This is a genomic window from Bacillus sp. EB V-12 (genome assembly GCF_056158125.1).
Map to the genome: position 1 here is coordinate 139,729 of NZ_JBUXJL010000004.1, position 23,554 is coordinate 163,282.

Consider the following 23,554-nt stretch of genomic DNA (forward strand, 5'->3'; position numbering starts at 1 on the left):
TAGCTTGCAGTAAAACTCCCCACTGATTATAGTTTTACTTTATTTTAATCCTTTAATTAAAGGTGACGCTTCCCCACCATGGAAAATCCATAAGTCATGAAGTGATCTCGTACATCCGACATATAGTAACTTTGCATCATGTTTTGTGTTTTTGTAATGTTCTTCATCCACATCAATTAAAAGCACCGCATCAAATTCTAAACCTTTCGCTAAATAGACAGGTACTACTGATATACCACCTTCATATTTACTTTGGTTTGCTTCAATTACGTTTACCGTTAATCCTGCATTTGTTAATTTCACATATATATCACGGCATTCATCTTCTGTTCTTCCGATTACCGCAATTGTTTTCACATCTGCATTTTGCAAATGTTTTACCGTCTTCACAATTTCAGTAAATTGATTTTCTGCATGAATTACTTTCACATCTTCTCCACTGCGGAAGACTGGTGTTGCGAGTCCTACTGGGATTTCTGCATTTTTAATTATTTCATTTGCAAATTCAATAATTTCTTTTGTAGAACGATAACTTCTTGTCAATTCATAATAACCGGTTTCTTGGAATACTTCCTTAAAAGCATTCCAATCTTCAATTCCTTGGTAATCATAAATCGCTTGCGATAAATCACCTAATATAGTGAAAGAATTACCTAATGTAATTTCTTTTAATACATAAACTTGGAAAGGCGAAAAATCTTGCGCTTCATCAATAACAACGTGATGAAACTTCTGCCCGATTTCGATCCCTGTTATACGATGATGTATGTATATTAAAGCTGGTAAATCTTCTACACACACTTCTTTTTTACGACAACTCTTTTCTGTTTCTTTAACAAGTTCTTCAGGTAATACCTCAAGTATTTCTTTACTTTTTACTATTGAACTATACAGTGAAAGAGCACTCATTTTCGGCCAAAACTTCATATATGCGTTCAGTCTCTTAGTCGCTTCTTTTTTTAGTAATTTTTTCTCGTTTGTTTCCCCGAATTTTTTAAGTTCAATTTCAATCCAGCGCTTCATTCGTCCTACTAATCGTTCTCTTCTTTTCTGTAAAGGATAATGTTTATATTCAACTTGCATCCATTTTTTAACATCTTCTAATGGAATAATCGCTCTATCCCACGCCTCAAAATCTTTTGTCGGAACTAACTCATTTTCAAATTGGATCATTCTCTCTTCAATAAACGTCTTAAATTCCAACGTACCCTTTAATTTACCTAGCATTACCTTCTTTTCATCACGATTAATTGAAAATGCTTCTTTCAATTTTTTTTCTGTCTGCTTTAGTTTCACTGAATCATCTAACGTACGTAATGCCCAATCTGGAAACGTTGTTTGACTAATATTCCCTACACCTAATTCAGGAAGTACACTCGAAATATAGTCTAAAAACAGACTATTCGGTGCAAATACGATCATTCTTTCTGCTTCTAGTTGTTCACGATATTCATAAATTAAAAAAGCAAGGCGATGTAAAGCAATTGTTGTCTTTCCACTCCCTGCAACCCCTTGAATAAGTAATGGTAAATTTCTTTCCGCTCGAATAATATCATTTTGTTCCGATTGAATCGTTGAAACAATATCCTTTAGCTTATTATCTTTATTCTCACCTAATCGATATAGAAGAAAATCATCGGCATGTGATACATCTTCATTTCCTTTTACATATGTATCAACAACACGTTCAAGTTCTCTTTTTCGAATGGAAATGTTTCGTTTTAAATACACATCACCTTCTACTAACCCATCTGGTGATTGATAAAATGCTAATTCTTCTCCACCGGTAAATGAATAAAACATACTTGCGACAGGCGCTCGCCAATCAATAATGATTGGCTTCATCGTGTCCATATCCGAAACCCCTACTTTTCCGATATAAATCGGCATAACTTCTTCTTTTCCATCTTCCTGAAAATCTAACCTTCCAAAGTACGGCTCTTGCACACCAATACGTAAGTTTTGTCTATTAGACTCCCTCATACTTTCAAGAATTTGCTCTTTAAAATCTTCTCCATAATAAACCGGGATTTTTTCAAGCCTATCCAATTGCTCATCCATCGTATGTAAAGTATCCTTCATTTTTTGTAACTCATCTTCAAATATGTTGCTCATTTCGACGATTCCCTCCTGTCCGTTCTAATTTTTCAGTCGAAGTATCATTGTATTAAAAATCCAATCATAAAGTCAATAGTTTCCATTTAAATTTTCCGAAAAAACTTACTTTTCATCTTTCTAATTTAAAAAGAATATGCAACATCTAAATCACACACATACACATATAGTATAGTGATGCATGTAAAAGATACTTCTTTCTATTTGTCTCCTATTTAATTTATCTATTAAAAAACATTGTAAAAATTAAAGACTTTAATCAATGGGCGTTTTACTGCCCATAAATAGTAGGATAAATAAAAGTAAAGGAGGCTCTTCAAATGAATATTTTGAATCTATCTCAAGATTAAATATGCTTCTATCTGGCTGTATCCTTATGGTTTGTTGGTCAATTATGTATATTGAAATATATAGACTTACAAAATCCGTCTGGCCATGTATTATCATGCATACGATCGAGGATGCTGTTCCTACTGTTTTAGTTACAATAACAGGGATTATTACTCTTACAAACAGTAGTGATTTTTGGTTAAATCCTACTAGCGGGGTCGCTGCTACTGTTTTATTTCTCGGAATTGGAACCGTACTAAGAACTATAAGAATAAAAAGAGAACGACAATTATTCACACAATAAAAAGCAGATAATGAATTCGTCATTATCTGCTTTCCAATTTTTAAAACTACCTTATTATATTTTTTGATACATAAGCCAGTCACCAGAGTCTATCACTTTCTTTAACATCTTTTTATCCTGAGCGATATACACATATGCCTCAATTTCCCCATCAGCAACATATACTGTTTGCGTGATTCGATCATATAAATCAGTCTCCGCATTGCCTCTATATTCTTCTAGTTCATCTAACTTACACAATATCTCATCATTTACTACATAAACTTCTCCATACACCTGTTCTTCAATCGAATAAGTCATGGCCGGATATCCTTCGTTCGTATCAAATAATTTTCCATATGTCCAAGCTCTGTCTGTGATACATGTTGCACCTAGCATATAATGAGCATTCGTTTGTCCTCTTCTTAACGTGCCATAAACGAAAACATGATACATAAATTCTTATCCCCTTTATATGCCTCTACTTTCTTATTTGTAAATAAGCACGAATCATAAAGTAACTCACTTCATTCGGAAGCTGTTCTTTAATAGATTTCAGACCACCATCTGCATTTTGAACGGCAGTTTCAATAAGAGATTCATACTCTGCTGGAACAAAGCTGTGCCAATCTACTTCCATTCCATCCTCATAGCAGCGAATTAAATGGTTTTCGATTGTTTGTCTTGATAAGTTACGTTCTTTTGCAATCTCATTCAAATCAATACCTTGTTTATACATTTCATACGTTTCTAAATGAGAATTTGCGGACGCTTTTCCTGACTTTTTACGCTCTGAAACTACTTCTGTCTTAATCGTTTCAGCATAATTTGGATTTTCCTCAATAAAATGCTGAACTGCTTGTAAGAAGTGCGAACCATATTTCACAAGTTTGTGTTCTCCGATACCTTTTACCGTCAACAATTCGGAATCACTTTGCGGCATTTTCACACACATATCTTTTAATGTTTGGTCAGAGAAAATAACGAACGGAGGTACACCTTCTCCTTGTGCAATTTCTTTACGTACTTCACGAAGCACTTCAAATAAAGGATGGTCTTGAACAATTTGTCTTGTCTCTACTCGTTCTTTTCGTAAAACATTCTCTTTACCAAGTAATACTTCTTTCCCTTTTTCAGTTACTTTTAACGTCGGATAAGTGCCATGTTCAACTGCAATTAACTCGTCTGAAATTAAAAACTCGATAAACTCACTGACCTCTTTTACACTACGGTTCGATAAAAGCCCATACGTTGGTAAAGTATGAAAATTAAATTCAATAACTTTCTTATTCTTCGACCCAGTTAATACTTGCGCTATCATTTGCTTTCCAAAGCGTTGGTTCGTTCTAATCATGCATGATAAAACCATTTGTGATTCCCTTGTCACATCGATGCTCTCGCGATTGTCTGTACAATTACCACAGCGTCCACAATCTTCTTTCGGTTCTTCTCCAAAGTATTGCAAAATGAATGATTGTAAACATTGTTCTGTATGACAGTAATCGGTCATATTTTGCAATTTTTCAAGTTCATTTGAAAAACGTGATTCTCCAGTTGATTGATCAATTAAAAAACGCTGTACTTGTACATCTTGAGAAGAATATAACAATATACATGTACTATCTAATCCGTCACGACCAGCACGTCCTGCTTCTTGATAGTAACTTTCCATATTTTTTGGAAGCTGATAATGAATTACGTAACGAATATTCGATTTATCAATACCCATCCCGAATGCAGATGTTGCTACCATTACACTTACTTCATCTCGTAAAAAGAGTTCTTGTTGCTCATTTCGATCAATATCACTCATACCAGCGTGATATTTTGATACAGAAACTCCTGCCTTCATTAAATCTTCATATAACTGATCGACTACTTTTCTAGTAGCTGCATATATAATCCCAGATTCCTTTTGATTTTGACGAATATAATCCGCCAAATATGCATTTCGATCTTGCCCTTTAATAACAGAAAACGATAAGTTCTCACGCTCAAACGTTGTCATAATTGTATTTTCTTGATTAATTTCAAGTGTATTACAAATATCATCACGTACTTGCGGTGTTGCTGTTGCTGTTAATGCTAATACAAGCGGCTTTTCTGGAAGATAATCTAATATGCGATGTATATGTAAATAACTTGGACGGAAATCATGTCCCCACTGTGAAATACAGTGTGCTTCATCAATCGCAATCATAGGGATTTTCATATCGATAAGTTGGTCAACAAACTCCATCGAATCAAGACGCTCAGGCGCGACATAAAGTAATTTGTAATGTCCTTGTTTCGCTAATTGAATTCGCTGATTTGCTTCAGCAATAGAAATAGAACTATTAATATATGTAGCTGAAATGCCATTCTGTACCAATGTATCTACTTGATCCTTCATAAGTGATATTAAAGGTGATATAACCAACGTCGTTCCTTCAAATACTAATGCCGGAATTTGATAACAAATCGACTTACCGCCACCCGTTGGCATAATACAAACCGTATCTTTCCCATCTAATACGTTTTTAATTGTTTCATCTTGTCCTCTTCGAAACGAAGAATAACCAAAGTAGGACGCTAAAAGTTCTTGTGCTTTAGTAAACAAAAAAGAGTCACCTGCTTTTCTTTATCTTTCATCTACTTCTATTATAACAATCACTTATGCGACTTGAAAGGGATGATTAGATGCTTATTGTTTTTTCATTATTCTATGTTTCTCCACTTATTTAATACTAACTAGCATCATTATTTTATATGTTTTACAACATTTATAATATAAATCCAGTACACAAGAAGAAAGAGTTTCAATTTAAACGTTCATTTTATTTCCCTTTCTTGAATACTACTAATCGTATACATATAAATTCAGGAGGTTACTATATGAAGCATCGTAATATGAGTTCCATCACGGCGAAAACGAAAACGAAAACACAAAAACTCCAATTCTCTAATAATGATGCGTGGAAATATGAATCATACTATAAGTATCAGCCATTATTCTCTTATAAAAAGCTTTTTAATTTTCTTTCTCAACTTTTTAGACGTTAATATATGCGCAAAAAATATATCATTCACAAAATTTTTCTCAATATTAAATGTATAGACTTACTACAATTCAGTTGTTACCATATATAATAATCTGTTGGATAAACCCCTTAAGTTGACCTGCTTATATTAGCAGGTCTTTTTCATGATTACATACTTCTGTGTACCTCGATCTCACTTCCAAGTCTTTTCTCCATTTTATAACCATATTTAACTCCCAACAATTCATGATTATCATGAATTGTTGGGAGTTAAATTGTTCACATATAATTATGCAATTCTTCTTTCTCAATACACAAAAGACATTTTACTTGTTACTATAAAAGTACTCCAGATGAGTTTTTTGCTCATCGACATTATCTAGTTATTGGGGCCTGCCGCGGGAAGCAGGTCCCTTTGACTGTATGAAGGTCCTAATTTCATTTGGACACATTTACCAGGTTTTTTCAAAAGAATTTTATGATAACATTACGTAGTCGAGTCCGACATCTCGGCAATACCCTTTTGAGGGTCTGCAACTTCCCTTGCAGACCCTCTTTTACTTTATATTCAATTTATTCATATATACCACAACACCATTCATTGAATTTCTCCATTTCAAATTCCCTAAAAATAATCTAGGACACGTAACTAAAAATAAATCTTCATCATACTTTGAGTTATACATGTTCAAAGGAGTGTTACTATTTATGTATTCTTATTGGCAATCGTATTACTCCCCCTACCATAACCCTTATGTAAACTATGATTTATCCGTACGGAACTACCGAATTAGTAAAAATGAGAATTTTTTAAAAGGGTATATGCGTTCTTTATGGGAACAACACGTCGCTTGGACGAGATTGGCTATTATAAGTATAGTCTTTAATTTACCAGATGTTAACGTTACTGTTGGACGACTTCTACAAAACGCAACACATATGGGACTATCACTTGAACCATTTTACGGTGAGGATGCAGTGAAAAAATATAGTGCATTAATTAAAGATCACTTAGTAATTGCAGCGGATCTTGTTAAAGCCGCAAAAGCTGGTAATCAAAATGCAGCGGCCGCTATAGAGAAAAAATGGTACGCTAATGGTGATGAAATTATTGAATTTCTTAACAGTATCAACCCATATATAGATAAAGAAGAATTTAGAAAAATGTTTTATGAACATTTAGCACTAACGAAAGCAGAAGCACTTGCCTTCCTAAATAAAGATTATGAAGCAGGAGTAAAACTTTACGATAAAATTGAAAAAGAAGCATTGGAAATGGCCGACATGATAACAAACGCAATCGTAAAACAATTCCCGCAAGTATTTCAATAAAGTGAAACTTTAATCAGAGTAGGTATTATTACTAAGTAATACTTGATAAAAATAAGTCGATTTCCAAACATAAATCGGCTTATTTAGTTTTCTCTCTATGATATTTCACCTCTCCTCTTTACATTTAGCTTATATCGATATATTTTATTAATATCCGTTTTTTATAGGAGGAAATAGTTTGATTAACGCAATTGGTCTCGTTTTTATACTTACAAATAAACACGAGAAAAAAAAGAAAGTTTACTTAAATGAAAAATTTGCACTAATAGATATTATTGATTCTAAAGAAGTATTTGATGATGAAGGGAATCCTTTAGTAGAACTAACATGTAAATACAGTATATATTTAGATGAAAAATATTACTGTAAATCTCTCGATGATTATACCGGACAAGTATTTCCTTTCTTAAGTGCAAAAATAGGAAAAGGTCTTCTAAGAAACTTAAACTACTACTTTTCTTACGTTGATGCCTATGATAAGAAACCACCAGTTAAAGAAATAAGACCACTTATGAAACAAGTAACGAACAGATAGCCAAAAATACAAAAAAAGAAAGCATCTAACTCTGGATGTTTTCTTTTTTATTGAAAACTCATTAACTTTCATCCTCTTCTAAAAGTATGTATCCAAGCATATTTTAAATTAAAAACATTGGAGGATTAGAGTGAATGAAATACTCAGAAACAATTATAAGCAAACGACTTCGAATACTTAAAATGACGGGTATGTTTTTCATGCTAGTGTTAATAGCATGGATTGGCTATACAAAATTACTTTATGAAAACGGCTTTCTTCAAGAAAAAAAGAATTCAGTAGAAGTAATGAACACTAGCATTACAGGAGAAATAGAGCAGCTTTTTCATATAAACTTGCAAGGTTATCGAAAAACAAGCCTTGATGCTGTTATAGAAGCAAGCAAAACCGATCCAAGTGAACTATCCCTAATTGAACTGGTCAACAAATCCTGCTCGCGAGATTGCATAGGCGAACCAGTAACATATGTAAACTCAAACAATGGATATATCTTTTATAAGGAATCTAATGGAACTAATGTAGCTATAACGGTTAAAAAGAAAGACACATGGGTAATTGTAAAGAAATCTGTTCAAGATGGAATATAATCACCCAAAAAAGAGTACGTATCGTACTCTTTTTTATTATTAATACCCTTCCTCTTCATGAATACAATGGCATTTCGGTTTTGTTTTACAATGACATTTTTCACATTCACATTTCGGTTTCTCTTTGCAACAACATTCGTGAAAATCATTGCGTTTACATCTACATCTCCCAAACATTAAATTATCCCAAAATGTATTACAATTTCGGGAATGACCACAATGACAAGTATTTCCCATGAATCTGCTTCCTCCTTAATAGAATTCATCATATTCTATGTTTAAAAGTATACAAAGGCTTGTTTATTAGTCTATTTTCTCCATATTATAAGTAGAGTTAAAAGATTACATAAAAATATTTAATTCCTTTCGTATCTAACCAAGCAGTTGCTTTGTCCAGTTCATTCCCTTGACGATAATCTGTTTCGAAATACACAAGCCCTTGGTTATCTCCACGAGATATTATTTTAGAAGTATATCCAAGCTTATCCATCATTTGAATCATGTCAGGAACTAAATTTACACCAAATTCATAAGTAACTACTTTGTTATATTTATTCACTATAATTCCAACCCCTTCTTGTTTTTTTATCGGCTCAACAATTGGATTTGTAAACCAAGCTAACGGCTTATTTCCAATCAGCTTATTTAAATCACACTTGCCGATACCAGCCACATTCCCTGTTTCTGTGTATTGCCAAATATCACATGAATACGCCGGTTTGTTACCACCATAACGAGGAATCCATACAAAATCAGAATTGATATTTGCCATTCCAAATGGAGCATACATATGATGAGCAATATATAAACCAGCCTTCTTAGCTCCTAATCTGCGTAATTCATCAATAAAAGCTTGTGCACCCGCTCTCATATCGTTCATTGTTCTTACTTCTACGTCAGCTACCCAAACTGTTGCATTTTTATCACCACGGTTCCAAAAGTCTCTTGCTTCTATCCGTGCATCCTCTACTGAAACGAAACGACAGAACGCATAATTACCAAACGGAATATTCCTTACTTTCATTGCTTGTACATAATTTTTATATAAAGGATCTACATAGTTTGAACCATCTTGCACACGTGCAATTACGAAATCCAATTGTGGTGCTGCGATATCCCAGTTAATGTCGCCATTCCATTTCGAAATATCCACAATATAACCCATTATTTAACATCTCCTTTTTCATTATTATATTCAAAGCTTGTTTTTTTGCTATTATCAACTAATAAATAGTATGAGAGGTAGTATATTATTGGGTAATAATTTAAAATTCGGCTTATGTATTGAGAAAACAAAATATTATTACAGGTTTAACAAGTAAAGATTTACAAAGCTCTAAACTATATAAAGTGAAACTATAATTAGTAGGAGGCTACGAGCAGTGAAATTCCCACTTAATTTCTTAGCTTCATCCGAATTTTGAGGTGAGAATTTTACTTCCCGCAAATAGCTTGATAAATAAAACCACCTTTCTGACAGGTGGTTTTGTGTACTAATTTACATATACATTGTCCATATTTTTATAGTTACTTAATATACTTGTTAACTAAAAATAAGACAATTTTTAGTTTTTAATCAAACCAATTTTCGTTTTATCTCACGTACTCATAGTACCATTTACGTGCATCTAACCAAGCTGTAAATTTATCGATATTCCCGGACGGATAGCCATTCGTTATAGCATAACCAATGCCATCTTTTTGAACGACAATTTGTCCATCAATACCCGCATCAACCATAGCTTGAGCCAAAGCTTGTAAATTACTAAATGCTACACCACCAGTTTTTACTTTGAGCAAATCCGCTGCACCTCCTCCAGTTTGTCCTGTAAGAGCAAATACAACAGAATTAGCGATTTTATCAACATTCCATTTTGCCATATCAGATTCATTGTCAATAAATCCTAATTCTATAAGAATAGCAGGTGCTTTCGTCCCATTTAATACCGCTAAATCTGTACGCTGTTTCGCACCTCGATCACGCCATCCAATATCTTTTGCTAGTTGAGCTGAGATTTTAGCCGCCAAATCTTTCTGATCATAATACAAAACCTCAACACCCTGTCCATTTCCATCACTTGCATTAAGATGAAAAGAAATAACTAAATCCACAGCATGGGAATTGCTATTCCGAATGATATTATTTAAATTTTGTGATTGAGTTGCCCCTACCTCGTCCGTATCGTCATAAACCGTGTGTCCTAGGGATCTTAACTTAGTCGCCACAGCATCTTTAACTTGCCTATCTAAAACGTGTTCTTTCCGATTCCCAAAATTAGCACCTTGAACAATACTATTGTGTCCTCCGTGCAAACTATATCTGGCCATTATTTATCAACATCTCCTTTCTTAATATCCTATTCAAAACTTGTCTTATTGCTATTCCCACTTACAATCTTAACTGTACCCATATGTCCTACATTTTCTAGAAGTGAAGCAATTTGTTCTCGATATAAAAAAGCTATCGCTTCATAAATCGAATGATTTATTCTCTAAATTACTTTTACATGAATGACGACACGAACAAAAAAACATCACCCTTTCGGCGATGCCTAAAAACTCTATTTTACTTTTCAGCTCCCTAAATAAATAGAGTTTAAAATCACTGAAACTACACCTATATTTCCTCCCCTTCCTTCACAGCTTCTTTCAACCTCTGCAACATATATCCAATCCCTTTACACCCCTCTAGCGGATATGTAATCATTTCTTCTGGATATAACTTTGTCACTACTTTTTTATGCTTCTTCCCTGCTAGTAAGACGATTTCGTCAAACTGTAATAAACTTTTATCTACCATCTGTTTTTGTAATTGCTCTATATTTATTACCTCATCACTTTTTGAATCAAATGCAAGATCATAGTTTTCTAATACAATATCATTTGGTCTTAAAAATCCATGTTTCGCCGATAATATAACCCAGTTTTCGAAAAACATAGTTGCGTACGCCTGACATGCTTTTCCGAACGGACTAATATACACATCTTTTGCTTCCATCGGTCCGTAGTCTGAATGTTTATCCCAAATTTTCTTTTTTCCACATGGAATTATACATATCCTTTTCATATATATTTCTACTCCCTTTACTTTGGTAAATAAAATTCGTTATTTTGTACATTTTTCTCTCAAAATACTATATAATAATTCTGAAAAGTTTAAATTACACATTTTACCATATATGTACTATGGATCACTCTCATTGCAAATATTATAATACCATAAAAATTTTTGCATTTTTTTCTTCAAATTATTATAACTAAATTGCAATATTATAATTTATTAATTAAATTAGGAAGGAGGTCCATAAAAATGAAAAATATTATCCCTGCACTATTAGTCTATTTTATTGTTTGCGTTATTTCCGTTATCATCCCAGCATCTGAAGGCTATAATTATGTCGGCTGGAAGTTATTTGTTGGGCAAGTGTATGCGATACCTATTTTCTTCATTACTGCCATAATTACATTTTATATAAACAAGAAAAAATCTTACGAATAAACGATTATAAGGATAGCTAACGCTATCCTTATTTTAATTCGTTAATCAAATTTAGAATGACCCTTGCAGTACTTTATATCCTTTCTTCTAAAAAGTCAAACGCAACTTCTGTATTTCAGCGTTTAAACGTAGCTCCTCCGAGAGCCAGCTCTCTAATTCTGAAACCGACGTAATATTTCGTTCTAAAAGTGACTGTAATTTACTCTCCAAATCATTAAACATACACAATCCTCCCGTTTTTAATTTTCTGTTTTTTAGAGATAAAAAAGGACAAGTAGCCAATCTGACTACTTGTCCTTACTGTTCATCTGTACGCAATACGATTAAGCTTGGAATGCTTCTGTTAATACTGGTACGATTTGTTTTTTACGAGATACAACACCTTTTAAAGTAGCTGTGTTGTTTTCTAGTGATACGTTGTATGCTTTCTCAACAACGTTTGCTGCTTTACCGATCGCAAGACCGACAGAATCATTAGTTAAGATATCAGTTACAACGAATAAGAATAGGTCTAAACCTTTTTCTTCTACTACTGCAGAGATTACTTTTTCAAGTTCCGCTTGGTGTACAAGAACGTCGTTTGTATCAACAGCGTTTACTTGTGCGATTTCAACTTTCGCATTACCCATTTGGAATTCTTTAGCGTCAAGAGAGATTAATTGCTCCATTGTTTTTCCGCTTAAGTCAGCACCAGCTTTTAACATTTCTAAGCCGTAGTTATCTGCATCTACACCAGCGATTTGCGCTAATTCACGAGCAGCTGCTACGTCTTGTTCTGTGCAAGTTGGAGATTTGAATAGTAAAGAATCTGAAATGATTGCAGATAACATTAAACCTGCAACTTCTTTACGAATTGTTACGCCATTTTCTTTGTACATTTTGTTTAAGATTGTAGCTGTACAGCCAACTGGCTCACAACGATAGTATATAGGATCGCTTGTTTCAAAGTTAGCAATACGGTGATGGTCAATAACTTCTAACACACGAACTGATTCGATATCGTTAGCACTTTGTTGACGCTCGTTATGGTCAACTAAAATAACGTTGTCCACTTCGCTTGCTACTGTCTCAACAAAACGCGGTCCTTCTACTTTAAAATAGTCTAACGCAAATTGAGTTTCACCGCTGATTTCGCCTAAACGTACAGGCTCAGCATTCATTCCTAATTCTTTTTTCAATTCTGCATAAGCAATTGCAGAACAAATTGCATCTGTATCTGGGTTTTTATGCCCGAAAACTAGTACTTTTTCCATGTTTTCCACCTCTTCATGAAAAGGATATCTTAAAGAAGCAAATATGACAATATTTAAAGCATATTTTTTTATAAATAATTGCACTTTCTTCTATATTTTTCATCATTTTCATAAAAAAATCATCTAAAATGAATTAGATGATCGAAATGTATGTTTCAATTAAAATAGTGTAGGAGCTTGCACTACATTGTTAAAAGCGAAATTTGAGGATAAGCCATTATTCAAAAGGTTTACATCTATAACTTGATAAAACGCATTTCCAGTGTCTGCAATTTCCCAAACAGCTAAAATAAGATGGTATCCACTACGGTCAGTTGGTACATTTGCTTCGTGCGTTACTGTTGTCCCTGGTCTAGCTCCACCGTCATTTTTCACATAGAATGGCACTAAATCTAAATCTGATCGCGTTAAAGGTTTATTTGGATTCCAACCTTTTTTCGTAATATAATATTTCCACTCTTTTGTACTATGAGGAGCCGTTAGTTTCCACTTGAATGTATTCGTCCCGCCATTTAACGTAACTTTCTTCCACCTATCTACAGTTTGAACATCTAAAGCGGGAAAATGACCAGCCCCTGCAATTTGTCCATCAGAAGGTCCTAGTTGCGGAAATCCACCTATCCCTTCTACGCTTTGTGGTTCATATTGAATCGGTCCACAATTTACATTTACCCCTTGCTTACATAAATAAGATCGGCTCGCTGGTGATTCTACATATCCATGAGCTGAAGCCTTTTCTGAAAATCCAAATGTTAATAATCCCGTAAGTAATACTCCACCACTTAAAATAACTTTCTTCATCTTTTGTAAACTATTCTTTTTCATACTTTCATCCCCTTCCGATAATAAAGCGAAAATAACTATAGTTGGCTAGTCATCTTCTCTACATTTATTATAAGACGAGAATCATTACTAAAAGAACCCTCTAAAAACTTTCTCAAATTCATTTAGTGCGTTAATTAGATTATAATTAACTATTTTAACACCGCCAGAAAAATATAGACTGTGTTAAAAATAGTTGTTTATTATTCACTTACTAATAATTAAGCACTCCCCCCGTTTGATTATACCTTAAATGTTTTTATAATAAATAACCGTAGCATCTAACTTACCATTCGGAGAAATTGCATACCCTGGTATTGTTCCAACTTCTTGGTAGTCTAGTAATTTGTACAGTTTATTGGAAGGATCTCCTTCTCTAGTATCTAATACTAAAAGAGACCTGTTTTCTTGCTTTGCTCGTTCCTCTGCTTTTTGCATAAGCGATCGTCCAATACCGTTACGTCTAAAGTTTGGATGAGTCATTAATTTGCAAATCTCGGCTCTATGAATTCCGTTAGGCTTAGTAACTAATTGTAATTGAATACTCCCTGCTACTTCGTTGTTTATTTTAGCCACATACAATATCACTTCTGGCGCTAATACTGTTCGCCAATACTTTGTTGCGTCTTTTTGTTCCAGTGGAGGCAAAAAACCAATTGATGCCCCATCATTTACAACCATTTTTAAAAGTTTCGAAAGTTCTTCCATATCATTTTCTAGTTGCTTAATTTCTTCAATTACTAAATTTCGCATTACTTTTCCCCCTTTTGTTTCATTGTAACAATTTTTAAAGAAGGAATAATGAAATAATAAGATGAATTTATAGAAAGATATGATTTTTTGTGAAAGGATAACGATATGAAATATATATTAGATAGAACGTACGCAAAAGAATTACTCGAATGGGCATATGAACAAAACCCGGGCCCTTGGTTTGAACATTCACTACATGTTGCTCATGCAACTGAAAACATAATTATAGAACTTATAAAAAAAGGGTACAAGCTAGATGCTGACATAGCATATAATGCTGCCCTTTTGCATGATATCGGAAGATACAAAGGTTTTACCAAATCGGTTATTCATTCCTATGATGGTTATATGTATATGAATGATTTAGGGTATACAGGAAACGCTGTTATTTGTGTGACACACTCATTCCCATGCAAAAATGAACATATAAATATCGCAGCGGAGTGGAGTCTCGTTCCTGACCATATGAGAAGCCGGTTAGTTGAAATATTAAATGAACATTGTAACTACGATTTATACAATAAAGTAATTACTCTTTGTGACGCTCTTGCTGATGCGGATGGCTTTACTACGCTGGAAAGAAGATTAATTTCTGTTGGTTTGCGTCATGGTACAACATCTCATACATCTTTACATTGGAAAGGGTTTTATGCGATTAAGAAAGAATTAGAATCTTTAATCGGTAAGAGTATATACACAGTTCTTCCTGATGTAGAAAAATCTATTTATGAAGATATAGAATATTAAATTGCATACAAATTGAAAACGATAAAATTTGTATGTATGTTTCTAAAAAACTCTTTCAAAAGTGGAGGGATTTCTTATTAGTAAAATAGGATTTGACTTGATAAACCTTGAGATGAATTTTGATTTTGGATATGAAGATATAAAAGAGATTTCTATGAGATGTAAATTTTCTAACTGTTCACATACAAATGAACCAAACTGCGCGGTTAAAAGAGCTATCTCTGACGGTGCTCTTTCTGAAGAAGTAGTTAACAGTTACTATAGAGATTTTAATGAGGCACATTATGTTTCTAAACAGAAAAATAAAACAAAAGCCATTGACTATATGAAGCAATTGAAGCTTTTTACAAAACCTTAAGATTAAATAGTTGTTATTTCTCATTCCTACTAAATTTAAAATTCTCCCATTATTGTATAACCATAAATTGAACCCATCCTAGATAATTTTTATACTCAAATTTAATTTCACATAAAAAACGTTTTAAACATAAAGTTTAAAACGTTTTTTTATTCAATGCTTTTGATTTTTCAGTTCTGTTAAACACTCTTGCACTAAAGTTACCGCTTGACTCATCGCAGCTCCGCCAGCAAATGCTGCTGAAACACCACATGCTTCCAAAATCTCTTTATCCGAACATCCTTGATCAAGACAACCTTTTGTATGATAAATTGTACAATACTCATCTTGCGTTGCTAAACTAATTCCTAATGCAATAAGTTGTTTTTCTCTTTTTGTTAAAGCACCCTCTTGAAAACAAGCTTGCGTGAACGCATTATATGTCTCAGCGATTTCAGGAATTTGATTTGTAAAACTACCTATACCTTCTTTATAATGATGTAGAATATCATTTATCGAACTATGTTGCTCATGTTCCATCTTATTCCCTCCAGTCATATTATCCATACCTATTGTAGTATGCGATGAAATGGAGGCAATATACCTTCTTTTAAATTAAGAATTTTCAGTTAATTTACATTATAATTTTAAATTATCATCTACAATAACTTTTTCTCTAGAACTTTTTCTTTCAACCTCTTTACTTCTTTCTTCCCAAAATGTTAATCCTTCAATCCCCACATTTTTAGGATTAAATACTGGATCTTTCCCTTCTTTTTTCTGCGTTTCATAGTCTTTTAACACTTTTAATGCGATTTTACTTAATAATAGAATCGCGATTAAGTTTAACCATGCCATACTACCGATTCCTAAATCTCCGAGATTCCATAAAAGCGACGCTGATTCAACACTACCGATGTAAACCATAATTAAAAATCCAAATTTTAAAACTGGTTTTAACCAGCCATACTTCAATTGACGATCTAAATAAGTAAGTGTCGTTTCAGCAATATAGTAATAAGCGAGTAACGTTGTAAATGCAAAAAAGAAAATTGCAATTGAAATAAATATTGGACCAAACCCTGTCATCACAGTTTCAACTGCTTGTTGCGTATAAATTGGACCTGCTTCCACATTTCCTATGTTTTTTACAATAGCGCTTTTCCCTTCAGGTATAACATTATACATACCTGTAATTAATATCATAAGAGCTGTCGCTGTACATACGACAATTGTATCGATATATACGGAAAACGCTTGAACTAATCCTTGTTTTGCAGGATGCGATACTTCAGCAGCAGCCGAACTATACGTTGCTTCTCCGACACCAGCAACGTTTGAAAATACAGCGCGTTTTACACCCCATGCAATAGCTGCACCAACAATTCCACCAAACATTTCATTTACACCAAATGCGCTAGAGAAAATTAAAGCAAACATACTTGGAATCTCCGTTACATTCGCAATTAATATGATACATGTAACAATTACATAACCAATTGCCATAAATGGAACAAGCATTTGAGAAACGCCAGCAATTCTCTTTACACCACCAAAAATAATTGCTGCTAGTAACACGACTAAAAATATACCAGTTATATATTTGTTAATACCATTAGAGTTTTCGAATCCAACTGCGATACTACTAGATTGAATACCTGGTAATAACATGCCATATGAAAGTGTTACAACTACCGCTACAATGACTGCAAACCATTTCATTTTTAAACCTTTCTCAATGAAATATGGAGTACCGCCGCGATATTCATTCCCTACTTTACTTTTGTATACTTGAGATAATGTTGATTCAACAAACGCACTCGCTGCCCCTAACAAAGCCATTACCCACATCCAAAATACAGCTCCAGGCCCGCCGAAAGCAATTGCTGTCGCTACCCCTGCAATATTACCAATTCCAACTCTTCCTGATAAGGCTAAACAAAATGCCTGAAAAGATGATATCCCCGTCTCTGAACTCTTTCCTTCAAATAATAGTTTAATCATCTCTTTAAAATAACGAATTTGCAAAAAGCGTGTTGCAATCGTGAAATATACGCCTGCCCCTAATGCAAAAACAACTAAACCGATACTCCACACTTGCCCTACTAACCATTCTACTAAATTCTCCATCCAAATCCCCCTTATCATTTTTTTAAAAAGCAATTTTGTATATAAGAAAACGGACAACTATTATCAAACTTTCTAGTTGTCCGCATCTTTCATTATTTCATCCCTCAATTTTTGTCAGTAAAACGCCCTATTACTTTATATTTACCCAAACACTTTTCACTTCTGTATAATTGTCAAGCGCATATGAACCTAATTCGCGGCCAATACCAGATTGTTTGTATCCACCAAATGGTGCAGCTGCATTTTCTAAGTTATAATCATTAATCCATACTGTTCCTGCTTTTAATTTATTTGCCACTTGATGACCCGTTTTGATATTTTGCGTCCATACACCCGCAGCAAGGCCATAGGATGAGTTGTTCGCTCGTTCAATTACTTCTTCTGTCGAATCAAATGGAAGTACAACAACAACTGGTCCAAATATTTCTTCCTTAACGATTGTCATATCGTCTGTAACGTCTGTGAATACAGTTGGCTTAACGAAATAACCTTTTTCAAGCGCACGTTCACCACCAGCCGCAACTGTAGCACCTTCTTTCTTCCCTTGCTCAATGTAATGTAACACACGCTCTTGTTGTTTCTTAGATACGAGTGGACCCATTTCCGTTTCTTTATCCATACCTGCTCCAAGTTTTACGTTGTTCGCCATTTTCACAAGTGCATCTACTACAGTTTCATAATGTTTACGATGAACAAACACACGTGATCCTGCGCTACAATTTTGACCGTGATTATACATAATACCTTGGAATGCACCATTAATTGCTTCTTCCAAGTCCGCATCTTCTAAAATGATATTTGGTGATTTTCCGCCAAGCTCTAACGTTACATGCTTAATCATTTCTGCAGACTGACGCATAATATACTTTCCAGTAACAGTAGATCCTGTAAAAGCAACTTTATCAATGTCATGGTGATTTACAATTGCCGTCCCTGCTTCAGGACCAAATCCTGGTACAAAGTTTACAACACCGTTTGGAAATCCAGCCTCTTTAAAGAGTTTCGCTGTATACAGTAAAGATAAAGGCGTTTGCTCTGCTGGCTTTAATACGATCGTACAACCTGTCGCCAGTGCAGCTCCCATTTTCCAAGAAGACATAACGAGCGGAAAATTCCACGGAATAATCTGACCTACAACACCCACAGGTTCATGTCTCGTGTAATTTAAGTAATCTTTTGAAATTGGTATGGTTTGCCCAATAATTTTTGTAGCCCATCCTGCGTAATAACGATAATTTTCTACAGTCGCTGAAATATCATCATCAAGTGCTACTTGATATGGCTTTCCATTATCTAAAGCTTCTAGTTGCGCTAATTCTTCTCTATGTTCTTCAATTAAATCTGCTAATTTATAAATAAGATGCGCTCTTTCAGCAGTAGTCATTTCTGCCCACGGACCAGATTCAAATGCAGATCTTGCCGCTTTTACTGCAGCATCAATATCCTCTTCTTGCGCTTCACATACGACAGCTAGAACATCTTCTGTAGCCGGATTATACGTTTCAAACGTCTTTCCGCCAATAGCAGAAACAAATTCGCCATTAATAAACATTTTAATTTCTTCATTTAAGAACGCTTCCACTTTTGGTTTCAGCTCAATATTTGTCTTTAACATTATGTTCTCCTCCTTATTTAAACAGCTGCATGAGCTGCAATATTTGATAAAATCATTTGAAGCTTTTGATCTTCGTCAGCAGTTAACCCTAGTCTTGGATAGCGAGAAGGTCCTCCGGCTTGCCCATGTAATTCCATAGAACGTTTAACGATTTGAACATATTTCCCTGATCCTTCAAGAAACTCGCAAAGTGGTAAAATAGCATCGTTTATTTCCCACGCCTTTTCTAATTCACCATTTTGAAAATGCTCATACATTTTTGTAACGAGACCGGGAACGATATTTCCTGCTACTGAAACCCATCCCGAGGCACCAACTAAATATGATTCCATAACTAAATCTTCAGAACCACAGAAGACTTGGAAAGCCCCTTCACTTTGTCTTACTAAATCTCTTGCTTTTCGAATATCTCCGCTAGATTCTTTAATATGTGTAACATTTTCACACTCTTTTCCAATACGGAGCATTAGCTCTGTACTCATATCAACACCAGAAGTAAATGGATTATTGTATAACATAATTGGTATATTTACAGAGTTTGAGATTTCTTTAAAATGAAAATAAATCTCCTCTTCCTTCGGTTTACAATAGTAAGAGTTTATAATTAATGCACAATCCGCTCCGTGCGCTTCTGCATGTTTCGTATATTCAATTGTTTCTTTCGTCGTCTCTGCTGCAGTTCCAACAATGACTGGAATACGGCCATCAATTTCTTTCAACACGGTTTCTACCATTTTAAATCGTTCTTCTTTTGATAAACTTACAAATTCTCCTGTACTTCCATTAATGATGATACCTGCAACGTTTTGTTCGATAAAGTAATTTACATTTTGCTTTACCCCATCCCAATTAATTTCCTGAAATTCATCCATCGGTGTTATTAATACTGGAAATGCCCCTTTAATTTTTTGCATATTTATCTCTCCCTATCACATTTTATTTTAATAAGAAACCTGCTGGAAATGGATCCGTAGGGTCTAATAGAAACGTCTGCATCCCTGTAATAAATCCTCTACTTTCAAAACGGAAAATGTATCCTAGTTCCTCCTTCTTCACTTTTTCCACAATTATAAAACTATTAAATATACTTTCATTTTTAAAAGGTTGATCCGCCATATAATCATTTTTAAATAATGCATGAACATAAGAAACAATAGAAGAAACAAACCCCGGTGAACGGACAATAAAGTTATCTTCATGAAATGTAATCGATTTTATATGATTCTTTTCTTTTTGCGAAGGATCTACTAAAATAAGCCTTTTTATTAGCGACTGTTTTTGTATAGTCTGTAGTGTAGCTTCTCCCCATCTTTTCAATTCAGAAATGTTTTCAACACGAATTTCTGGCGAATACGTACCTTTCTCTACAACTGCATATACTTTATCTGCTTGTATGAGAGAATAACTTACATTACCAACCTGTAAATTTTCCTCAATCATATAGCATAGTTTGCTTTCAAACGAAACCGATATAACTTCATCATTCTCTACATACGCATGAACTAAAAATATTCCAGATAACGTTTCAATTTTGTATTGATTGGACTCTCTCTTTTTTAAATACCCACTTTCGAGTAACATCGTTATTACTGCAACAATGCCTCCATAATGAAGCGGAACCGAACCTTCATGATTAAAAAATAATACAGCTGCATCCACTTCATTATGGATAGATGGAACGACAATACACCCATTCAAACCGATAAAACCACGTGGTTCATTTAATAAAAGCTTCATCTCTTCTGCTAATTCACCTGAAAATTGTTCATTTAATTGCTCCAAACTGTAGTAGTATTTGCATGGTACGTCTTTCATTACACGAAATGCCTCGCCATTTACATGTACGTCTACTGCTGTATACATTTTTTGAATGTTCATTTTATATCCTCCGTTTCATGTTCCATCGGCGGAATTAGCAAAAATCCTTCTTTAAGTGGATCCATTTCATTGTAAAAAAATCTATGCATACCCATAAGCCAAGCTGATCCCGTAATTTTCGTTATGACAGCTTCAATATTTTCAACATGTGTCGTATTCATGACATATCCTTTAAATAAAGAACCAACGATACTCTCATGAATGAACTCTTCACCAATTTCGATTTCTTTCTGAGCGTATAATACAGCTAGCTTCGCAGATGTTCCTGTACCGCATGGAGATCGATCTATTCCGCCTGGTGGTACAACAACTGTATTTTTCACATGCGCACATTCATGAGTAGGATCTGTATAAAATTCAACATGTGTTAATCCTCTTATAAACGAATACTCTGGATGAGTGATTTCAAACTTCTCATTAATTGTGTTTCTTATATGAATCGCCTTATCGATGATTGTAGATGCATTTTCTGGTACTAATTCTAGATCTACTGATTTCGCATCAATAATGGCATAAAAATTCCCTCCATACGCAATATCAGCCTCTATAGTCCCAATGTCTTTCACTTGTACAGTAATATTTTTCAATAAAAAAGCTGGTATGTTACAGAAAGATACTTCTTTTGCTTTTCCATCTTGAACAGCAATATCTACTTCAACTAAGCCAGCCGGTGTATCTAGTTTTAAAGAAGTAATCGGTTCAACTACCGGAATTAAACCTGATTCAACTAACGCTGTACATACACCGATTGTATCGTGACCACACATCGGTAAATATCCACCTGTCTCTATGTATATAACACCTATATCAGCCTCAGGATGACACGGGTCTGTTAATAATGCTCCTGACATTACATCATGACCACGCGGTTCATTCATTAACAATTTTCGAATCCAATCATACTCCTTTTTCATATGTAACATCTTCTCTGCCATCGTCTCTCCAATCAACTTTGGAAGTCCACTAATTAATGTCCTCGTTGGATTCCCACCTGTGTGTGTATCAATCGTCGTAAAGACTCTTTGTGACCTCATCTGTTTAACACCCTTTCTGTAAAACGACTCAAACGAAGTGGTTCAATAGGAATAATTGTCTCTTTTTCATTTAATAACTCTTCAATTACTTTTCCAGTAACTGCTGCAAGACTAATCCCATCACCTTCATGTCCAGCGGCAATGAAATAATTCGGAATATGTTCCACTCGTGAAATAATCGGTAAATGATCTTCTGTCCACGGACGTAAACCAGCGTAAGAACGAATTACCATCATATCTGCCATTTTCGGATAAAAGCGAATTGCTCTATTTGCGATACATTTAATGACTTCATTATTTATCCTCGTATGAAATCCTACAAATTCACGACTACTACCAATTAAGAAATTTTGACTTTCAGTAGGCTCAAATACGAGCGCAACCCCGTATTTTTCAGTTAAAGCATCTACTTTTCGTTTTCCGCCAAATTTAGAAATTAAATAACCGAATTCCATTACTTTACGGCATCCTACGTGTTGTTGCCTTGAAGCTACAATAATATGCCCTTTTCTCGGTTCAATTGGTATATTTATATTTAACATCTGACCAATCTTAGGAGCCCACACACCGGCTGCATTTACAACTTGTTGTGCTGTAAAAGTTCCATTCGTAGTTTCTACAACAAATGAACCATCCGTCTCTATTTCCATACTCTTTACTTCCGTCTGCTTAAAAGCTTTTGCGCCAAACTTTTGTGCCTCTGACAGAAGCGAGAAAGCAAGGAGATATGGATTCACAGTTGAATCCGTCGCACATTCTAAACCGCCTAATAAATCCTCAGCAAAAAAAGGCGACTCTTCCCTTATATCTTGCCTATCAAGCATTCGAAACGGTAATCCAGCTTCTTTTTGCCGATTTACCCATTGCTGCGCAGCTTCCATCTCTTCGTCTGACTCACATACGAGAATACTTCCTGGTGCCCTATATTCAAATGAATGCTCTAATTCTTCACTTAAATCAGTTACTAATTTTTGACTTACTAAAGACATTTGACTATCAAATCCTGGGTCTTTATCAATGGCCAAAATATTCCCATCACACCGTGAAGACGTCCCGCTGACAAATTCCCCTTTTTCAATGATTGTTACGTCTCTTCCGTATTTTGAAGTGTAATAAGCGATAGAACACCCTATTATTCCACCACCTATAATTAAAACGTCGCAGTGCCTCACAATATACTCCTCCTTTCCTAGCCCTCTCACTTTCTTTTTATGCAATTGACGTGCCAATTCTGTACATATACAATTTTTATAAATAATATTTTTATTTGTAAAAATATTTTAA

The 23,554-nt window shown here is 34.4% G+C and carries 24 protein-coding genes and 1 pseudogene; 8 read left to right on the forward strand and 17 right to left on the reverse strand.

The genetic code is table 11. The features are described from left to right. Window positions 1-39 precede the first annotated feature (39 nt). Window positions 40-2,115, reverse strand: a complete 2,076-nt coding sequence (locus ACZDYH_RS15980) for a HelD family protein (RefSeq protein ID WP_048535473.1) — start codon at window positions 2,113-2,115, stop codon at window positions 40-42. A 319-nt stretch (window positions 2,116-2,434) separates the two neighbouring features. Between ACZDYH_RS15980 and ACZDYH_RS15985 the strand changes: the two are divergent. Continuing rightward, window positions 2,435-2,749: pseudogene (locus ACZDYH_RS15985) on the forward strand (CPBP family intramembrane glutamate endopeptidase); the annotation flags it as partial. A gap of 54 nt (window positions 2,750-2,803) precedes the next feature. On the opposite strand, the gene ACZDYH_RS15990 reads toward ACZDYH_RS15985, so the two are convergent. Together ACZDYH_RS15990 and recQ are read right to left on the reverse strand one after the other, a co-directional pair. After that, window positions 2,804-3,184: a gamma-glutamylcyclotransferase family protein gene (locus ACZDYH_RS15990; protein ID WP_006920961.1), complete on the reverse strand. Its 381-nt coding sequence runs from the start codon at window positions 3,182-3,184 to the stop codon at window positions 2,804-2,806. Window positions 3,185-3,209: 25 nt separating this feature from the next. Continuing rightward, window positions 3,210-5,327: a DNA helicase RecQ gene (recQ, locus tag ACZDYH_RS15995; protein WP_025709485.1), complete on the reverse strand. Its 2,118-nt coding sequence runs from the start codon at window positions 5,325-5,327 to the stop codon at window positions 3,210-3,212. Between the two features lie 275 nt (window positions 5,328-5,602). On the opposite strand from recQ, the gene ACZDYH_RS16000 reads away from it, so the two are divergent. The 4 genes from ACZDYH_RS16000 (at window position 5,603) to ACZDYH_RS16015 (ending at window position 8,202) form a co-directional block, all read left to right on the forward strand. Beyond that, on the forward strand, window positions 5,603-5,770 hold the full coding sequence (locus ACZDYH_RS16000; RefSeq protein WP_016122667.1) for a hypothetical protein: 168 nt from the start codon (window positions 5,603-5,605) through the stop codon (window positions 5,768-5,770). A 686-nt stretch (window positions 5,771-6,456) separates the two neighbouring features. Further along, window positions 6,457-7,080, forward strand: a complete 624-nt coding sequence (locus ACZDYH_RS16005; protein WP_000287728.1) for a hypothetical protein — start codon at window positions 6,457-6,459, stop codon at window positions 7,078-7,080. A gap of 178 nt (window positions 7,081-7,258) precedes the next feature. Continuing rightward, window positions 7,259-7,615 carry a hypothetical protein gene (locus tag ACZDYH_RS16010; RefSeq protein WP_000606231.1) on the forward strand — a complete coding sequence of 119 codons (357 nt, stop codon included), beginning with the start codon at window positions 7,259-7,261 and terminating at the stop codon, window positions 7,613-7,615. Window positions 7,616-7,749: 134 nt separating this feature from the next. Continuing rightward, window positions 7,750-8,202 (forward strand): hypothetical protein, encoded by a 453-nt coding sequence (locus ACZDYH_RS16015; RefSeq protein ID WP_000877572.1) that lies wholly within the window; start codon window positions 7,750-7,752, stop codon window positions 8,200-8,202. Here ACZDYH_RS16015 and ACZDYH_RS16020 read toward each other — a convergent pair. The 4 genes from ACZDYH_RS16020 to ACZDYH_RS16035 all read right to left on the reverse strand — a co-directional run bounded on the left by ACZDYH_RS16020 (window position 8,187) and on the right by ACZDYH_RS16035 (window position 11,269). Further along, on the reverse strand, window positions 8,187-8,375 hold the full coding sequence (locus ACZDYH_RS16020) for a hypothetical protein (protein ID WP_006920628.1): 189 nt from the start codon (window positions 8,373-8,375) through the stop codon (window positions 8,187-8,189). The genes ACZDYH_RS16015 and ACZDYH_RS16020 overlap by 16 nt on opposite strands. Window positions 8,376-8,536: 161 nt before the next feature. Further along, window positions 8,537-9,367, reverse strand: a complete 831-nt coding sequence (locus ACZDYH_RS16025; protein WP_366982225.1) for a GH25 family lysozyme — start codon at window positions 9,365-9,367, stop codon at window positions 8,537-8,539. A 428-nt stretch (window positions 9,368-9,795) separates the two neighbouring features. Then, window positions 9,796-10,530: an N-acetylmuramoyl-L-alanine amidase gene (locus tag ACZDYH_RS16030; RefSeq protein WP_006920619.1), complete on the reverse strand. Its 735-nt coding sequence runs from the start codon at window positions 10,528-10,530 to the stop codon at window positions 9,796-9,798. Between the two features lie 289 nt (window positions 10,531-10,819). Continuing rightward, window positions 10,820-11,269 (reverse strand): DUF6884 domain-containing protein, encoded by a 450-nt coding sequence (locus ACZDYH_RS16035; RefSeq protein ID WP_000820903.1) that lies wholly within the window; start codon window positions 11,267-11,269, stop codon window positions 10,820-10,822. A gap of 243 nt (window positions 11,270-11,512) precedes the next feature. Between ACZDYH_RS16035 and ACZDYH_RS16040 the strand changes: the two genes are divergently transcribed. After that, window positions 11,513-11,701, forward strand: a complete 189-nt coding sequence (locus ACZDYH_RS16040) for a DUF4017 family protein (protein WP_000789485.1) — start codon at window positions 11,513-11,515, stop codon at window positions 11,699-11,701. A 323-nt stretch (window positions 11,702-12,024) separates the two neighbouring features. On the opposite strand, the gene ppaC is transcribed toward ACZDYH_RS16040, so the two are convergent. From ppaC to ACZDYH_RS16055, 3 genes are all read right to left on the reverse strand, one after another. Beyond that, on the reverse strand, window positions 12,025-12,954 hold the full coding sequence (ppaC, locus tag ACZDYH_RS16045; RefSeq protein ID WP_000416873.1) for a manganese-dependent inorganic pyrophosphatase: 930 nt from the start codon (window positions 12,952-12,954) through the stop codon (window positions 12,025-12,027). Window positions 12,955-13,113: 159 nt separating this feature from the next. Next, on the reverse strand, window positions 13,114-13,779 hold the full coding sequence (locus ACZDYH_RS16050; protein ID WP_000742279.1) for a lytic polysaccharide monooxygenase: 666 nt from the start codon (window positions 13,777-13,779) through the stop codon (window positions 13,114-13,116). Window positions 13,780-14,025: 246 nt separating this feature from the next. Further along, complete coding sequence (locus tag ACZDYH_RS16055; RefSeq protein WP_006920617.1) at window positions 14,026-14,529, reverse strand: GNAT family N-acetyltransferase; 504 nt, start codon at window positions 14,527-14,529, stop codon at window positions 14,026-14,028. Between the two features lie 105 nt (window positions 14,530-14,634). Here ACZDYH_RS16055 and ACZDYH_RS16060 point away from each other — a divergent pair, with 105 nt between their 5' ends. Then, window positions 14,635-15,276 carry an HD domain-containing protein gene (locus ACZDYH_RS16060; RefSeq protein ID WP_006920616.1) on the forward strand — a complete coding sequence of 214 codons (642 nt, stop codon included), beginning with the start codon at window positions 14,635-14,637 and terminating at the stop codon, window positions 15,274-15,276. A gap of 61 nt (window positions 15,277-15,337) precedes the next feature. Then, window positions 15,338-15,634, forward strand: a complete 297-nt coding sequence (locus ACZDYH_RS16065; protein WP_080120270.1) for a P-loop NTPase family protein — start codon at window positions 15,338-15,340, stop codon at window positions 15,632-15,634. Between the two features lie 153 nt (window positions 15,635-15,787). Here the strand turns inward: ACZDYH_RS16065 and ACZDYH_RS16070 are convergent, their stop codons facing one another. The 7 genes from ACZDYH_RS16070 to ACZDYH_RS16100 form a co-directional block, all read right to left on the reverse strand. Then, window positions 15,788-16,180 (reverse strand): carboxymuconolactone decarboxylase family protein, encoded by a 393-nt coding sequence (locus tag ACZDYH_RS16070; RefSeq protein WP_001999958.1) that lies wholly within the window; start codon window positions 16,178-16,180, stop codon window positions 15,788-15,790. A gap of 72 nt (window positions 16,181-16,252) precedes the next feature. After that, on the reverse strand, window positions 16,253-17,743 hold the full coding sequence (locus tag ACZDYH_RS16075) for an alanine/glycine:cation symporter family protein (protein WP_006920613.1): 1,491 nt from the start codon (window positions 17,741-17,743) through the stop codon (window positions 16,253-16,255). Window positions 17,744-17,873: 130 nt separating this feature from the next. Continuing rightward, complete coding sequence (locus ACZDYH_RS16080; RefSeq protein WP_000920975.1) at window positions 17,874-19,358, reverse strand: aldehyde dehydrogenase family protein; 1,485 nt, start codon at window positions 19,356-19,358, stop codon at window positions 17,874-17,876. A gap of 17 nt (window positions 19,359-19,375) precedes the next feature. Next, window positions 19,376-20,272: a 4-hydroxy-tetrahydrodipicolinate synthase gene (gene dapA, locus ACZDYH_RS16085; protein WP_061113185.1), complete on the reverse strand. Its 897-nt coding sequence runs from the start codon at window positions 20,270-20,272 to the stop codon at window positions 19,376-19,378. Between the two features lie 22 nt (window positions 20,273-20,294). Beyond that, complete coding sequence (locus ACZDYH_RS16090; RefSeq protein ID WP_097987240.1) at window positions 20,295-21,236, reverse strand: proline racemase family protein; 942 nt, start codon at window positions 21,234-21,236, stop codon at window positions 20,295-20,297. Continuing rightward, the gene (locus tag ACZDYH_RS16095; protein ID WP_001257540.1) at window positions 21,233-22,270 is read right to left on the reverse strand and encodes a proline racemase family protein; all 1,038 of its coding nucleotides are present in this window, start codon (window positions 22,268-22,270) and stop codon (window positions 21,233-21,235) included. The genes ACZDYH_RS16090 and ACZDYH_RS16095 overlap by 4 nt, the downstream gene beginning before the upstream one ends. Continuing rightward, window positions 22,267-23,442, reverse strand: coding sequence for an NAD(P)/FAD-dependent oxidoreductase (locus tag ACZDYH_RS16100; RefSeq protein ID WP_001215265.1), 1,176 nt, complete (start codon window positions 23,440-23,442; stop codon window positions 22,267-22,269). Before ACZDYH_RS16100 ends, ACZDYH_RS16095 begins: the two co-directional genes overlap by 4 nt. Between the last annotated feature and the right edge of the window lie 112 nt (window positions 23,443-23,554).

Bases quoted from the DNA above. Each gene is read 5' to 3' on its own strand.
- ACZDYH_RS15980 (WP_048535473.1), bottom strand. From the start codon at position 2,115: ATGAGCAACATATTTGAAGATGAGTTACAAAAAATGAAGGATACTTTA.
- ACZDYH_RS15990 (WP_006920961.1), bottom strand. From the start codon at position 3,184: ATGTATCATGTTTTCGTTTATGGCACGTTAAGAAGAGGACAAACGAAT.
- ACZDYH_RS16000 (WP_016122667.1), top strand. From the start codon at position 5,603: ATGAAGCATCGTAATATGAGTTCCATCACGGCGAAAACGAAAACGAAA.
- ACZDYH_RS16005 (WP_000287728.1), top strand. From the start codon at position 6,457: ATGTATTCTTATTGGCAATCGTATTACTCCCCCTACCATAACCCTTAT.
- ACZDYH_RS16015 (WP_000877572.1), top strand. From the start codon at position 7,750: ATGAAATACTCAGAAACAATTATAAGCAAACGACTTCGAATACTTAAA.
- ACZDYH_RS16025 (WP_366982225.1), bottom strand. From the start codon at position 9,367: ATGGGTTATATTGTGGATATTTCGAAATGGAATGGCGACATTAACTGG.
- ACZDYH_RS16030 (WP_006920619.1), bottom strand. From the start codon at position 10,530: ATGGCCAGATATAGTTTGCACGGAGGACACAATAGTATTGTTCAAGGT.
- ACZDYH_RS16035 (WP_000820903.1), bottom strand. From the start codon at position 11,269: ATGAAAAGGATATGTATAATTCCATGTGGAAAAAAGAAAATTTGGGAT.
- ACZDYH_RS16040 (WP_000789485.1), top strand. From the start codon at position 11,513: ATGAAAAATATTATCCCTGCACTATTAGTCTATTTTATTGTTTGCGTT.
- ppaC (WP_000416873.1), bottom strand. From the start codon at position 12,954: ATGGAAAAAGTACTAGTTTTCGGGCATAAAAACCCAGATACAGATGCA.
- ACZDYH_RS16050 (WP_000742279.1), bottom strand. From the start codon at position 13,779: ATGAAAAAGAATAGTTTACAAAAGATGAAGAAAGTTATTTTAAGTGGT.
- ACZDYH_RS16055 (WP_006920617.1), bottom strand. From the start codon at position 14,529: ATGCGAAATTTAGTAATTGAAGAAATTAAGCAACTAGAAAATGATATG.
- ACZDYH_RS16060 (WP_006920616.1), top strand. From the start codon at position 14,635: ATGAAATATATATTAGATAGAACGTACGCAAAAGAATTACTCGAATGG.
- ACZDYH_RS16070 (WP_001999958.1), bottom strand. From the start codon at position 16,180: ATGGATAATATGACTGGAGGGAATAAGATGGAACATGAGCAACATAGT.
- ACZDYH_RS16075 (WP_006920613.1), bottom strand. From the start codon at position 17,743: ATGGAGAATTTAGTAGAATGGTTAGTAGGGCAAGTGTGGAGTATCGGT.
- ACZDYH_RS16080 (WP_000920975.1), bottom strand. From the start codon at position 19,358: ATGTTAAAGACAAATATTGAGCTGAAACCAAAAGTGGAAGCGTTCTTA.
- dapA (WP_061113185.1), bottom strand. From the start codon at position 20,272: ATGCAAAAAATTAAAGGGGCATTTCCAGTATTAATAACACCGATGGAT.
- ACZDYH_RS16090 (WP_097987240.1), bottom strand. From the start codon at position 21,236: ATGAACATTCAAAAAATGTATACAGCAGTAGACGTACATGTAAATGGC.
- ACZDYH_RS16095 (WP_001257540.1), bottom strand. From the start codon at position 22,270: ATGAGGTCACAAAGAGTCTTTACGACGATTGATACACACACAGGTGGG.